14 protein-coding genes are annotated in these 13,890 nt (G+C 47.5%); 3 read left to right on the top strand and 11 right to left on the bottom strand.

What is annotated here, in order from left to right:
- Positions 1–11 precede the first annotated feature (11 nt).
- Entirely contained in the window at positions 12–1,571 is a 1,560-nt protein-coding gene (locus L6H70_RS25860) for a glycosyltransferase family 39 protein (protein WP_236337081.1), read from the bottom strand.
- 171 nt (positions 1,572–1,742) lie between these two features.
- On the opposite strand from L6H70_RS25860, the gene L6H70_RS25865 reads away from it, so the two are divergent.
- Positions 1,743–2,264, top strand: a complete 522-nt coding sequence (locus L6H70_RS25865) for a ClbS/DfsB family four-helix bundle protein (protein WP_236337082.1) — start codon at positions 1,743–1,745, stop codon at positions 2,262–2,264.
- Between the two features lie 56 nt (positions 2,265–2,320).
- On the opposite strand, the gene L6H70_RS25870 is transcribed toward L6H70_RS25865, so the two are convergent.
- The gene (locus L6H70_RS25870; RefSeq protein WP_236337083.1) at positions 2,321–2,728 is read right to left on the bottom strand and encodes a DUF7674 family protein; all 408 of its coding nucleotides are present in this window, start codon (positions 2,726–2,728) and stop codon (positions 2,321–2,323) included.
- 92 nt (positions 2,729–2,820) lie between these two features.
- On the opposite strand from L6H70_RS25870, the gene L6H70_RS25875 reads away from it, so the two are divergent.
- Together L6H70_RS25875 and L6H70_RS25880 are read left to right on the top strand one after the other, a co-directional pair.
- Positions 2,821–3,792: a phosphotransferase enzyme family protein gene (locus L6H70_RS25875; RefSeq protein ID WP_236337084.1), complete on the top strand. Its 972-nt coding sequence runs from the start codon at positions 2,821–2,823 to the stop codon at positions 3,790–3,792.
- A 39-nt stretch (positions 3,793–3,831) separates the two neighbouring features.
- Positions 3,832–4,254, top strand: coding sequence for a VOC family protein (locus L6H70_RS25880; RefSeq protein WP_236337085.1), 423 nt, complete (start codon positions 3,832–3,834; stop codon positions 4,252–4,254).
- On the opposite strand, the gene L6H70_RS25885 is transcribed toward L6H70_RS25880, so the two are convergent.
- The 9 genes from L6H70_RS25885 to yaaA form a co-directional block, all read right to left on the bottom strand.
- A complete protein-coding gene (locus L6H70_RS25885) occupies positions 4,151–4,489 on the bottom strand; it encodes a DUF4279 domain-containing protein (protein WP_236337214.1) in 339 nt (112 codons plus the stop codon). The two genes, L6H70_RS25880 and L6H70_RS25885, sit on opposite strands and share 104 nt — an antisense overlap.
- Positions 4,438–4,605 (bottom strand): hypothetical protein, encoded by a 168-nt coding sequence (locus tag L6H70_RS25890; protein ID WP_236337086.1) that lies wholly within the window; start codon positions 4,603–4,605, stop codon positions 4,438–4,440. The genes L6H70_RS25885 and L6H70_RS25890 overlap by 52 nt, the downstream gene beginning before the upstream one ends.
- Positions 4,606–4,697: 92 nt before the next feature.
- The gene (locus L6H70_RS25895) at positions 4,698–6,374 is read right to left on the bottom strand and encodes an ABC transporter substrate-binding protein (protein ID WP_236337088.1); all 1,677 of its coding nucleotides are present in this window, start codon (positions 6,372–6,374) and stop codon (positions 4,698–4,700) included.
- A 71-nt stretch (positions 6,375–6,445) separates the two neighbouring features.
- Positions 6,446–7,318, bottom strand: coding sequence for a carbohydrate ABC transporter permease (locus L6H70_RS25900; RefSeq protein ID WP_236337090.1), 873 nt, complete (start codon positions 7,316–7,318; stop codon positions 6,446–6,448).
- A gap of 15 nt (positions 7,319–7,333) precedes the next feature.
- Complete coding sequence (locus L6H70_RS25905; RefSeq protein WP_236337092.1) at positions 7,334–8,293, bottom strand: ABC transporter permease; 960 nt, start codon at positions 8,291–8,293, stop codon at positions 7,334–7,336.
- Positions 8,294–8,574: 281 nt separating this feature from the next.
- A complete protein-coding gene (locus L6H70_RS25910) occupies positions 8,575–10,860 on the bottom strand; it encodes a helix-turn-helix domain-containing protein (RefSeq protein ID WP_236337095.1) in 2,286 nt (761 codons plus the stop codon).
- A gap of 179 nt (positions 10,861–11,039) precedes the next feature.
- The gene (locus L6H70_RS25915; RefSeq protein WP_236337097.1) at positions 11,040–11,885 is read right to left on the bottom strand and encodes a formylglycine-generating enzyme family protein; all 846 of its coding nucleotides are present in this window, start codon (positions 11,883–11,885) and stop codon (positions 11,040–11,042) included.
- 118 nt (positions 11,886–12,003) lie between these two features.
- A complete protein-coding gene (locus tag L6H70_RS25920) occupies positions 12,004–12,639 on the bottom strand; it encodes a glycoside hydrolase family 11 protein (RefSeq protein WP_236337098.1) in 636 nt (211 codons plus the stop codon).
- Positions 12,640–13,061: 422 nt separating this feature from the next.
- Positions 13,062–13,814, bottom strand: a complete 753-nt coding sequence (yaaA, locus tag L6H70_RS25925) for a peroxide stress protein YaaA (protein ID WP_236337101.1) — start codon at positions 13,812–13,814, stop codon at positions 13,062–13,064.
- Between the last annotated feature and the right edge of the window lie 76 nt (positions 13,815–13,890).

The following is a 13,890-nucleotide window of genomic DNA, read 5'->3' on the forward strand; positions in this document are numbered from 1 at the left end:
GTATAAATAATTCATCTCGTGAAATATCGTCTCATCATATATTCGTATACATCTTTAAAGCCCATGTAGGACAACACAATCAGCATCGGGTACACCGGATAAATATACCGGGACTTGATTTCCCACAGGAGATAGAATCCGATAAATCCAAGAACCACTAGAATGATAGGGTTCTCCTCAAACCTTCCGGCTCGGATTCCGCCGATCAGACGGACGAGGATACAGCCGTACATCAGGAAGTTCAGAACATACAGCAGCCACAGCAGTCCGCTCCGGTAATTGGAGTCACCCTTAAACAAATCTGTAGCCGCATTCGTGTAACTGTAGCTGTCCATAACGGCCCCAACCATTCTTCCTCGGCTGCCGGATGATCCGTCATTTCCAAGCCCGTATCGCTCAACCTGATAGGTCCCTTCGGTCCAGGTCCAGATGATCTTTTTGTAATACATTTTCACTAAATCACCCAGACTCGCCCCGGAGAGCTTATTGCTGATTTCCTCTTTAAACAGACCCGTACTAACAGCCTTATTATAGTTTGCATCCTGCTGATAGATACTATAGCTCTCCCGGTTGTCCCAGAAGCCGAACGTCTCCAGGTTAATCCCCATATTCAGCCACATAAAGACAGGTGCAGAGTTCGTGTTAACTGGTTCATCCACCACATTCGCCGCTTGCAGCACTGCATTCTGAGTCCAGCCGGGAACATTAAATACGATAGCCGTGAGGAACAACGCGGTTATACCCTTCTTCATTCCGATCGTACGTATGTTGAACAGCAAACTAAGGAGGATCGTAATCAGAAAAATAACGCCGATACTCCGGAAGTAGTTCCCAATGGCCAGCAGAATTGCTGCGAAGATAATATCCTTTAGCGATCTTCTTTTGATAAATTTCACGGCAAAATATAAAGCACTCGTCAGAAAGGCCGTAGCAATCACATCATTATAGATGAAATTGCTCATCAACAAGGAAGGGATATAGGTTGCGGCAAAAACTAAGATCCCATAGTCCTGTTCTTTGGATTTGGTATTGAGTTGTTTATACAGCAAATAGATCATTAGCGTTGTGACAAGTGTAAACAGAATATTGAAGATTTTGATGGTTAGGTAATTGTCGGGGAATGCCAGGAGCAGCATTTTTAAGTACAGGACAGTCGAGAAATTAAACGGAAACATATGCAGATAACCGCTTGTCTCAAAAGAGGAATAATCCCCCCGGTACAGCATATCGAGCGCCAGTGAGAGCACCGTCTGGGAATCATCCGTCGGCAGGCGGGGGAACAGGAAGATGACCGCGAGCTGAATACCAAAGGAGCACAGGAGTACAACTGGAATGACGACTTTTCTGCTGAATTTATTAAGCTTCAGACCTATTTTATACAGCGCAACGCTTAGTGCCAGCACTACCGCAATCACCAGAATAAAAAGCCCCAGCTGCTGCTTCTCCAGCACCGGCGTATCTCCATATACGAAATAGCTATACTTCGCCCTGATAAAAAAGGAGGACACGATAAACAGTCCTATGAATAATGCAAGAATGACATACAATGATTTTTGAATTCCCCGTACCATGAAATACCTCCTCCAGCACAATCGAAAGCCCTTAATCTATCCATCCTCCGATTTATAAAACGTATTATAACTACCCAACCTGAAGATCAAATGAATGCCAGTGTGAACTGGACATACAGCTGTCACAGCCATATGTTATAACTAAATCAAGATCAGGAGGGAGTGCGTATCATGGCAAGCTATGAATACACATCCAAACAGAATTTAGTGGAAACCATCCATACCCTTTACCTGTTGCTGGACGGCGAATTTGCAGAAATCAATGACTGTCACAAAGATTTGCGGATACCGGAAGTGGATCGGACACCCGCCGAGATGATCGCCTATCAGCTGGGCTGGCTTCATTTGGTGATGGGTTGGGACAAGGCGGAGCTCGAAGGGCGTGCTGTATGTATGCCGTCTCCTCTCTACAAATGGAACCAGCTTGGCGGACTGTATCAATCCTTTTACACAGAGTATGCCGCATATTCACTAACGGAGCTCCGGGAATTGTTCCGGCAGGCTGAGCAGCAGTGGCTGGCTTGGATCGGGACATTAACCGAAGAAGAACTATTTACCCAAGGCGTCCGCGGGTGGACAGGCAGCAAGGACAACTGGCCGATGGCCCGCTGGATTCACATCAATTCGGCAGCCCCGTTTAAGAGCTTCCGGGCAAAAATCAGAAAGTGGAAAAAACATATACCTGCAGATTGACTATCAGCGAAAATGTATCAGCGACTTATTCGCCTGCATTTCGTAGTCTATAAAATTCAGCATTCAAATTCCGTATGATTGACTCTGTTATATTCCATCACTAACTCCTTATATTGCCCTTCCTTGCGCTGCAGCATCCATTCAAACAACGGAAGTACTTGTTCGAAGATATTTGGCTTCACCCGGTAAGGGATGGCATGCCTGGTGATTTCCTCTTGCACTAAATGCTCATAGAAACCTACAGCAGCTGCATTACATAGGTCGAAGCTTCTTTTCTGCTGATTGAAACACCATTCTACATACCCGTAAATCTTATCCAGCTCTGCCGTATCATTATTTTCATGGGCCTCTACTACTCTAATGCGCAACTCAACTAACAGGGTATATATGGTGTCATCTTTACCGGTAAAATTACGTCTTGCATCATAAAACAATTCCAATGCCTTTCTTCTCCATGCACTCATGCCGATCACCCCCCATTCTTCATTATAAATTCAACTATTTCTCAGGAACAATATGGTAAAATATTAAAAACAACTATAACGGAGTTGATCTGGTGTTTACGGAAAGCGACTATGAAATCATTGCGCAAGAAGCGTTGAAGAAATACGATTTGGGGATCACACAGCTGGATTATCTGGGCAAAAGCGATAGTGTAACTTTTCGGCTTCATACTATTGATGAAAACTTGAGTTATCTTCTAAAGCTACATTACTCAGATAGCGCCAACAGAGAAAGAGATGTAATCGAATCTGAGATGCAATGGCTGGAGGCCTTATCTAATGATACAGATCTAATCGTCCCTGCACCTGTAAGAAACAGGGATAACGAATGGATTACCGTTATATCCTACGGAACAGAAGAATCTTTGAACGTGACCTGCTACCACTGGGTCGATGGCGAAGTCCTTGATAGAGAACCAACGGTCCAAGAGGTGTCTAAGCTGGCTATCTTAATGTCTAAGCTGCATCAACACTCAATGCAATGGGAGATTCCCGATGGTTTTGTCCGTCCGGTCTATCATGCGGAGAACTTAATGTCCTCACTGGCACAATTACATAAGCAAATCTCTAATGGCCTGCTAACCCATGAACAATTTACTTCTCTCGAATCTACAGCCCGCAGAATTACAGAAGTTATAGGACAGCAGCCATTGACGCCAGAGCATTGGGGAATCATCCATTCTGATCTTCATGAGAGCAATTACGTGTTTGATCACGAAGACCCTAGACCAATTGATTTCTCCGCCTGCGGCTACGGGTTTTACCTGTTTGACATTGCAGAGACCTCCCTGCATCTCCTGCCCGACAACCGGAAAGCGTTCATCTCTGCTTATAAGCAGCACCAACGGCTGCCGGCAGACTATGTGAACCTGTTAGAGAGCTATTTCATATGGGCTATTCTAAGAAACTTTGCCTTCCTCTCTGTAAATCCGCTGGAGCATGAAGAGCTGTCCCACACCATCCCCTATGTCATCGAACGCTATTGCCAGAAATATCTTAACGGGGAGCCGTTCTTGCTGAACTAACATTCGATTCAGGAGAATACCCAAGGGAGCTGAAGAATATTGAATGTCACCCCCACGCTGCACTTTTCCGGACAATGCGAAGAAGCCATCGGCTTGTACCAGAGGGCTTTTGAACTAAGAACCAGTTTCATCTTGCATTACTCGGATGCGGATCCGAGCGACTGGAACGTCAGCTTAACAATAGAACAGCAAGCGTATGTATATCATTCGGAGGGTTATATCGGCGGGCAGCGTTTTATGCTTGCGGATGAAATCGGGCTGGATGCACCTAAGAGTACCTCTCTATTCCTTACGGTGACTTTTGAAACTGCGGATGAGGTAAAACAGGCTTACGAAGTTCTAACGGACGGCGGCAGCATCATTCATCCCTTGCGCAGCACGACCTACAGCTCCTGCACCGCTTCAGTCGTGGATAAGTTTGGCTTCCGCTGGGGGCTGATGACGGAGCAGACGGAGAGATAGCTATACTTTTATCCAAATACAATGCAGGAGTATGCCCCTCTTCAATCTTGATCACGATAGAAAACTTACATTCCATTGAATGGATCTGTTTCATCTCGTTAATTATTAACGCTTTGCCTCGTAGCTGAGTTACTATTTGCTGCAATTGCTCATTCACATCAAGGGATTCCTGGTAGCCTGTATCTATAACCCAAGCTGTTTCTTTTCTAAATCGGGGAGCCGTGGAGTGAGGAATTGATTCGCCTTTGCTATAAGCAGCGGTTGGTTTATCTCCAAACTCTTCGACACATCATCTAGAGGAAACGTATCTCCAAACAGGCTAAAATACACTCTTACTTTTGTTTTTTTCAAACTAAACTCCCCTCCGTTCACTCGCTACACCAGTAGTTCCACATTAGAAAAGAAAAACCCTTCCTGTGGAAGGGCTACTCAATTCAATCTAATTAATACCCGAGCAAATCCTTCGTCTTCTGGAAAATGTCATTGGCCATCTCTGTATACCGTGTGCTGCCGTTCGCTTCTACCTGAGCCGTATACTGATTCCAGTTGTCGAAGCTCTCCTGACCGGTGATGAACTTCAGGGTCATCGTCTTCACGTAATCCATCAGCGGTGTGGAGATCAGCTTCATCTGTTCACTTTCCTCAGGTGTTGCCATGATCGGCGGTACCAGCTTGCGCGTCTCACGGGTGGTCTGGACCCGGTTCACGAAATCCTTCTCGCCGTCAGTCATCTTGGACACTTTCAGCTTCTCAGAGCCCCCGTAGGCGAACACGCCTCCAGCGAAGCCGTAATCCACATTTAGCTGCTTGGCCGCTCCCTCATTCATACCGTTGTAATAGATATCCGGATTAAGCACGATGTTGCCGTCTGCATCCTTAGTATAGGTCTCACCTTCTACGCCCCACAGGCTGAGCGTCTGACCTTCGTTGGAATACCATAACCAGTCGATGAAACGGAGCATTTTGATAAAACCTTCTTTGCCCAGATCATCCAGCGCATTCTGGCTGATCATGATGCCGTTCTCCAGACGGGAGGTCTCGACCTGAAGTTTGCCTTTCGGCCCGCCCGGCTGTGTGATCATATAGAGCTCGCTATCCGGAACCTGCATCTTGCTCTTGAAGTCTGCCAGCACCTGATAGATTCCGCTGATCACGTAAGTATCGCCTTTAAAGAACTTGGCCTGGGCCGCATCATCCTCCTGTGTGAAGGATTCGGGATCCATAATGCCATCGGTAATTAACTTATTGAAATAACCGAGATAGTTTTTGAAATCCTCCGACGCATCGGCAAAAACGAACTGCTGTTTATCATGGTCAAAATTCAGACCGTTAGACAGCCCCCAGCCGCCGGTAACCCCATATTGAACAGCGGCAATATTCAGCGCGGATTCTCCCTTGAACTGATCCGAGATCACGTAATTGCTGCCCGTGTAATCCTTGACCTTTTTCATAGCTTTATAAAAATCCTCGTACGTCCAGTTCCCCTGCTGTCCCTCAACGTCCACACCTGCTGCTTCAAAAACATCCTTGCGGATGATGTAGGAATAGCCGCCGCCTGCGATCTCCCACATGCCAGGAAGCACATAATATTTCCCGTCTTCCTTCAGCTTGGCCTTCAGATCCTCCTCCATCCCCCAGTCCTTCACAGCCTTCATATAGTTCGGCATGTACTGCACCCAATCGCTGACAGGTACAATTTGGCCTGTGGCCACGAAAGCGGATTCATCATATGTCTTAGGAATAATATAGGGGGCATCTCCACTGTTCACCAGCAGCGACTTTTGATTCTCATATTCTGTTCTTGCCGTAATGGACAGATCGAAGGTCACATTCGTTTTTTCCTGAATTGCACTCCAGAGCCGCCAGTCCTTATTATACGGGTAATTCTCATGGTCGCTGTACATCATGGAGTAGGATACCGGCTCATTGGAGTGGAATGTCTGGTCTGCACCAAAGGTGTAATCTGCCGCCTCAGCTGTCGCTGTCGTGTTGTTAGCTGCATCATTGGATGCTGCTGGGGTATTGTTTCCCGAAGCACCATTATTTCCGGACGAGCATGCGGTCATTAGCACGAGCATGGATGTCAGCAATACCATCACACTTGATTTTCTGACTCTCATAGTTTGCCTCCCTTATTTAGATAGAGCTATATATAACGGAAATGGACACTGGCCGCTTCCGGTTATACCGTTTATCCCTTGACGGCTCCGATCATCATTCCCTGCACGAAGTACTTTTGCACGAATGGGTAGATACAGATGATCGGCAGCGAAGTGAGCACCATCGCCGTCGATTTGATACTTGCGGCAATTTGGCTGGTCTGATCGGATGATGCACCGATTTCTGTCGGACTGACGGCGTTGTCAATAATTTGCTTCAGGTACAGGGCGACCGGCCATTTCTCCTTAGACTGCAGATAGAGCGAGGGTCCGAACCAGTTGTTCCACATCCCCACCATGACGAACAGCATAATGGTCACCAGAATAGGCTTCGATAACGGAAGAATGATTCTTGTAAAAATCCCGAACACGCCCAGACCATCAACGCGTCCCGCCTCTTCTAATTCGTAAGGCAGGCTGGCAAAGAACGTCTTCATCAGAATGACATTGAAGGCGCTGATCGCCCCCGGAATGACAATCGCCCAGATGGTGTCTCTCAACTCCAGTGTCTTCGCAATCAAGATGTAGTTGGGGATGAGCCCCCCGCCAAAATACATCGTGAACAGCACGAACGGGATGAAAAACTTATTGAGCCGCAGCTTATCTTTAGACAGGGGATAGGACATGACCGCTGTCGCGGCGACGGCGATAAACGTGCCGGTCACCGAGTACACAATCGTATTCCAGTAGTAATGGAAGAAGTCAGGCTTGCTTAAGATGACCTCATAGGTCTTGGTCGTAAATTCAACCGGAAATAGCGTCACTTTGCCGGCATAGATGGCAGCTTCCGAACTGAAGGACTGAGCTACAAGATAGACAAACGGATACAAGGTGAAGATGACAATTAACGTCATGAATATACCGTTCACAATAGTAAACATACTGAAGGATGCACTTCGCTTCACAGGGGCGGCTCCTTTCTACCACAGGCTGGATTTTGTAGTTTTTTTCGACACGGTGTTGGCAATCGTCACCAGAATCAGTCCAATAATGCCTTCGAACAAGCCCACGGCTGTCGCATAGCTAAAGTTCCCTCCAGTGATCCCCATCCGGTATACGTAAGTGGAGACGACGTCGGCTGTTTCATAGGTTAGCGGGTTGTACAGCAGCAGGATTTTCTCGAAATTGGAACTCAGAATGCTGCCGATATCCAGAATCAGGAGCACCATAATCGTCGGCAGAATACCCGGAATCGTGACATGCATAGCGAGCCGCAACCGATTCGCGCCATCAATCTTGGCTGCCTCATAGAGTGAGGTATTGATGCCGGTCATCGCTGCCAGATACAGAATCGTTCCCCAGCCCAGGCTTTGCCAGACACCGGAGGTGACATAGATTACCGGAAACCATTCCGGCAGGGAGATGAACGAGATCTTCTCTGCTCCGATGGAGGTCAATAGACTGTTAACCGGCCCCGTTAGGGAAACAACCTCTTTTACCATCCCGGCCACAATGACCATGGATATGAAATGGGGAAGATAGGATACGGTCTGCACGAACTTCTTCCACTTAATCATCCGGATCTCATTCAGCAGCAAGGCGAACAAGAGGGTAACCGGAAATTTAACCACCAGGTAACTCACGCTCAGGGTAAGATCATTGAAGAATGCTCTCCAGAACGTCGGGTCCTTCATGAACATCTCGAAGTATGTAAATCCCACCCATTCTGATCCGAAGATATTAGGCCCGCCTCTGTACTTCCGGAAAGCAATAATGTTCCCAGCCATCGGTGCATACTTGAAAATAATAAAATAGATTACCGGAATGACAAGAAACGAATAGAGCTTCCATTCTTGCTTCACATGCTTCCAAAGCGAGATTGTGTCTGCATGCTTAAGCCGGATGGGGCTTGCATGCTTGGCTTTTACCGGAACTGCCATGTCATCATCACTTCCTTACGATTAATTCATACTACTGATGTAACCGTTTACTATAAATGAGGGATTAGCGCTGCTGGTGGATTGGAACATAGATGTTTACCGTGCCGCCTGCTCCATCAATGTACCCGGAGCCGCTCCAGGTCAGCAATGTTCAATAACAGAAATGATGTACGATACCCGGCATTTGGCGGTGGTCATCTTGAACCGGATGAACTTTTTTTGCAAATATGCGGTTTAAAAAGCAAAAACAGATGGCCTCCGAAGGTTCGGAAGCCATCTGTTTATTGGATCATTTTGTATTTGCCCGGTGTAATCCCCTCATACTTCTTGAACACCCGGATAAACGCATGACTGCTGGCGAAGCCAACCCTGGCCGCCGTTTCATCAATGCTAGTCCCTTGCTGCAGCAATAGCTTAGCGGCTTCTATGCGCGTCTGGCTGATATAATCATGCAGCCCGGCCTGCCCTGTCTGCTCGCGGAACAACCGGGAAACGTACTGCGGCGTCAACCGGAGATGATCTCCTATCAAGGACACGCTTAGCTCCTTATCGGCATAGTTCTCCTGTACAAAGGCGATAACCTTCTCACCGATCCCCGCGTTCGTCTGCAGGCTCGACTTGCTGCGAAGCGCCTCGCATACCCGGTCGAAGAGTCCGAGAATTTCCTGCTCAAATTCCAGCTTCGTTGAACAAGATAACAGCCGCTTGAGCGGCTTCCATTCATCCCAGGCAATCCCCGTCTGCTGCTGGTCAGGAATTGCCTTGATCAGAGTCGTCGCCACATCAAGCAGAATACATTTCGCGATTTCATGCGATCTTTCTTTTTGGAAGGCTTGCTCGATGATACCCAGGACCATCTCTCTTGCTTTGCCGAATTCATCAGCCCTCAGGAAATTGATCAGCATCATCTGGTCGTTGACCGTGAAGAAATAGCTGCTGCTCTCGCCCGGCTTGATATTTCCGTACCAGATCAGCCTGCCTTCGCCTCGTACAATGCAGTACTCCTGGGCTTCCAGTGCCTGAAGAAAGGCCAGATGTACACCTTCCAAGCCTGTCTGCAGTTCACTACCCGCCGTAGTGATGCGGAGCTTATACCGTTGTGCAATGAAATCATAGGCCTTAGCCAGATCCGCTTCGAGTTCATCTTTCCAATGCTCACCGCCCTGTGGATCAACGTTCACAACCGCTGCGAGCATACCGTCAACATCGGTGAAATGAATCGGTAACCGGTTGCCGGCCACATCAGCTACGATATTGGACACAATAAATTGCGATAAAGCCAGATCATGGCTCTCCTCTCCGCCGCTGCCAATATAAAACAGCAATACTGCGAATTGATCAGACGGCCAAGCGAACTTGTGCGTTTTCGCCAGCTCCGTTAACGGAACATTCCGGTCAGCCTGTCCCTTCAGCAATCTTCCCAGATAGTAATTCTGCAGCACCCGAAGCTGCTGATCATGCTTGCTATGGATATCATCCCGTTCGCGGATCGTCTCCAGCACGCTGCGGCGGATGAACGTATATTCGTCCAAATATTTAGCGGTGCCCTGCGCCGGATTCCGGGAAAAGACGCTAACCAATTCTTTTACCGGATTGTAGTTTTTGCGGGCGAAATAATAGATAACCGCGCTGCCGATCGCAAAGCACAGCAGCAGACCCAGCATATTCATCGTCTGAATTCCCCCGGCCTGCTCCCAGAAAACCTCGGTTGGAAACACACTGATGTACTTCCAGCCAGTCGTGTCGGAGGACTCGATTGTAATCATCGATTTGACCCCCTGGAATGTGCCGGTAAAGGTACCTGTCCCCCGATCGTTCCACTCCTGGTAGGCGGACGGTTCAATCACCGGTTCTCCGGCATTCTGAATCATGATCTGACCCTTCGTATCCATGATGAATACCTGGCCCCGCTCAATCCAATCGATGTTCGAGAGGATCGTCGTCAGCTTTTCCACATTAAGCGGTATAATAAGCGTTCCGGCCAGATCGGCAGTCGTCTGAATCGGCAATGAACGGACATAGAACGGTGTATAGGTAACCTTCTGATCCTGGTTTTTGAGCGGAAGCAGCATATACTCTCCTGGATGATGCCGGTTTAACAGCGCTTGCCAATCCTCATAAGTAAACGTGTCCGTCTGCAGCTTCATCTCATAAAAAGACTGTTCCTTTACATACGTTTCACTGGAAAGAACCGATTGAAGAGGCTTCGAATATAGGTTAATCTCCTTAATGAAATTGTTCGCGGAGGTCATTTTGTTCAGTTCCTGCTTAAGCCTATAGATCCTGTAAGCGTTCTCCTTTGTAGATGAAGAAAGGAGTGCTTTAACTTCCGAATGAACGGCCAGCTGCGCCGCCAGACTCTCTGTCTGTAACAGCTCGCCATCCACGATATATCGTACCTGCTGGAGCATGGCTCCGCTCGCCAGTTTAATCTCATTTTTTACAATGCCCCTGGTTTGGCCATAAATAATTACACTCAGAATAACAGGTATGCACAGAATCACCGCATAGGATAGAATTAAGCGAAAAACCACGCTTTGTGTGAAGTGACCCCTTTCCAAATTCAAATGTTCTCCCCCTCATTCCCTTTTTTGTACATTTACCATAATAAATGATATCTATAGCGGCTTCCTATGTACAAATTGAAACCTGCATGTACAGTTTGTGCAACTGCGGGGGATTCTTTGATATTTAAGGGGCCAACAGCAGAAGGCGAATTGCTTAGCACCCGGGCAGGTTTATCACTTTACTTACTGCGGAGCACACGGAACCCCTGATCAGGACCTATGCCGCTTGCCTCAAACTTGCCCCGGAAAGCGGACTCGTTATTATTGACGCCGCCAATCCAGCCCCCGCCCTTTACAACCCGGTAAGCACCTCCCGTACTATCCAAGTCCCCGTCCCCGTACCAGTTCCAGCACCATTCTCTTACATTCCCTGACATATCGTAAAGCCCCAGCTCATTTGGCTTCTTGGTGCCGGCAGATTTGGTTGCATTGTTGTTGTTTTCGATGATGGGCCAGTTCCATTCTCCGGATAAATATTGATCCCCGGCATTTCTCCAATACCAGGCGACTTCATCGGCATTGTTGCTTCCGCTGTAGGTGTAGCTCTTACTCAACTGGCCTCCGCCTGCAGCATATTCCCACTCCGCTTCAGTCGGCAGCCGGTAACCATTCACTCCCTCGTTGACCGTTACTGTCCACTTTATATTATCGTTGCTGCTCTTATTCTCCGGATCTTGTGCATCCTTGTTAATATTGTAGTAAGGTTCAAGACTTTCTTGTATACTCCGGCGGTTACAGTACTCCATTGCGTCATACCAGCTTACCATTTCTACCGGCAGATTACCGCCTTGGAAGTAGGAAGGGTTACTCCCCATGACTGCTATCCACTCTTGCTGTGTTACCTCATATTTGCCGATATAAAAATCCGCCAAATTTACATTTTCCCCATAGTAATTGGACTTGGTGTTTATAAAGCTCCCGCCTTGGACGAGTATTAGGTTATCCTTCGGTCCAGGCTTTGCCTGCGAACAGGCAGTGACAACGCCTATGACGGCTATAATAAAGAAAATCAATAATTTTCTCATGGAAAGATCTCCTTTAAGCAGATTGGAAAAGGTAAAAATATTAGGCCCCCGGCTGTGAAGCCGGCAGGCCCTGGTCATATCAATGAAACTGTCTACTGCCCTGCTGGCAGCTGAACGGTTACCACACCGTTACGTTAGAACTCCCGCTGCTTTGATACCCCTCGGTCGCCAGCACCTGGTAAGACCAGCTGCTGCCCAAATTCATCCCGTAATTCTTCCATGCATTCACGTGGTTGCTAAAAGTGATGGCAACGTTGCTTCCGGTCGCTCTTTTCGACTGCCTTACACTCCAGAACTGGGTGAAGGTTGCTGTTCCGTCAATGGAAGGGGCGTTGGTTCGTGTGGCTGTATAAATATCGTATGTGCCGCCATCACTGGTGACGGTCCCTTTATAGTTTCCGGTAGGTCTGTAAGTACCCCAGCTATCCACAACGTAATATTCGATCAGGGAGTTTCTTGTCCATCCATAGAGCGTCAAATACCCGTTGCCGGACGGTGCCCATACGCCTGCATTATAGTTGATGGTTCTAGTAGGTGATCCAGTAGTCCAGCCTTTACCAACAACAAAATTCCCGGTATTGGACCAGTTCACACTGTAGTTTCCGCCAGATCCATTCGTAGCATTTACTGTCCCGCCGCCGTCGGTCCAATTTTGCCAATAGTCTGTCGCTGCATTTGAGGTTGCTGCAAACAAGCTGAAACTCATTGAAGCTGCAAATAAGGCCGTTAACACTTTCTTATTAAACTTAAACATACCCTTACCTCCTAAAATGTTTTGTTGTTGGTTACGGCTTACCTTACACTACTTACCGGCTGGTCCGGCTGATTCAACCTGGTGCTCATGACTTAACTGCCCAACTTCCAAAATCCTGCTTCCCCCTCCTTTCCGAGTAAATTATAATTCGTAAGCGCTTACAATACAGTTAGCAAATTAAAGATTCATTCCCAATTTTTATAGAAGTTTTCTATCTAATTGGATAAATCCCAAAATAAAAGCCATCCTGTGAAAGGACGGCTCTGCGTTAGAACAGACAGTTGGAAGCTGGCAAATCTCTATTTACAGCTGAAACAATCTATGGTCACTGTCGTAGAACGGGTACCAGATTCCACTACCGCATATCCTTCCGTAACCTATACCATTACTTTTAATTAATCGAATGGATGTCCGTCTCTATTCTACTTGCTCGTTTTTTGTATAAAGACATAAGTGCTCTCACTCGACAACTCATCTGCATAACCGAACTCTAGTCCGGTAAAGCTCTTAATCTCCTCTACATGCCGGACTTGCCGCTCAGCCATGAAGCGTACCATCTCACCTCTGGCCATCTTGGCGAACGTCGCTTTTTCAACTACCTTACCGCCGATTTCCTGCCCGAACACACAAGTAACCATCCGGACATCTCCGCCCAGATAAGGGGAGATACATTTGCTGTATTCCTTAGAGGCTAAATTCAGGATACACTTACTCTCCGAGAAAAGCTGGTCCGCCAGTCTTCTGTTCCAAAATCCATAGAGCGAGCTGAATCCGGGCCCGGCCAATTTGGCCTGCATTTCCAGTCTATAGGGAACCACCCCATCAAACGGCCGGAGCATCCCATAGAACCCGGACAATATCCGCAAATGCTCCTGCAGGTATTCCAGCTCCTCCATTTGCAGCACACCCGGTGCCATGTATTGATATTGAATCCCTTCGTAAGAAAAAAGGGCCGGCGTCAGATTCCGGGTTAGATCCATAACCCGAATCCGCTCAAGATTCAGCGTGGCGATCGCATCGTTGCATTTCCATATGGCTTTTAGTTCCTCGTAGCTCATTTGTTGTAAAGCGCCCAGCAGCGTTTCCGACTCGCTTAGAAATTGCGGCATCTGGCGCTCCGTAAAGATATCTGTGTCTGTCTTCATCTTTTTGGCAGGCGAAATAATGATTCTCATGATACTCCCTTTTCTAGTCCCCCTCGGGGATAATAAATGTCTCTTTATCCTATCATATTTTCACCGCAAAAAGCTC

This window comes from Paenibacillus auburnensis (assembly GCF_927798115.1).
In the GTDB taxonomy this organism is placed as follows: Bacteria; Bacillota; Bacilli; order Paenibacillales; family Paenibacillaceae; genus Paenibacillus_AQ; species Paenibacillus_AQ auburnensis.

Bases quoted from the DNA above. Each gene is read 5' to 3' on its own strand.
- L6H70_RS25915 (WP_236337097.1), bottom strand. From the start codon at position 11,885: ATGAGAAAATTATTGATTTTCTTTATTATAGCCGTCATAGGCGTTGTC.
- L6H70_RS25865 (WP_236337082.1), top strand. From the start codon at position 1,743: ATGGCAAGCTATGAATACACATCCAAACAGAATTTAGTGGAAACCATC.
- L6H70_RS25870 (WP_236337083.1), bottom strand. From the start codon at position 2,728: ATGAGTGCATGGAGAAGAAAGGCATTGGAATTGTTTTATGATGCAAGA.
- L6H70_RS25895 (WP_236337088.1), bottom strand. From the start codon at position 6,374: ATGAGAGTCAGAAAATCAAGTGTGATGGTATTGCTGACATCCATGCTC.
- yaaA (WP_236337101.1), bottom strand. From the start codon at position 13,814: ATGAGAATCATTATTTCGCCTGCCAAAAAGATGAAGACAGACACAGAT.
- L6H70_RS25920 (WP_236337098.1), bottom strand. From the start codon at position 12,639: ATGTTTAAGTTTAATAAGAAAGTGTTAACGGCCTTATTTGCAGCTTCA.
- L6H70_RS25860 (WP_236337081.1), bottom strand. From the start codon at position 1,571: ATGGTACGGGGAATTCAAAAATCATTGTATGTCATTCTTGCATTATTC.
- L6H70_RS25905 (WP_236337092.1), bottom strand. From the start codon at position 8,293: ATGGCAGTTCCGGTAAAAGCCAAGCATGCAAGCCCCATCCGGCTTAAG.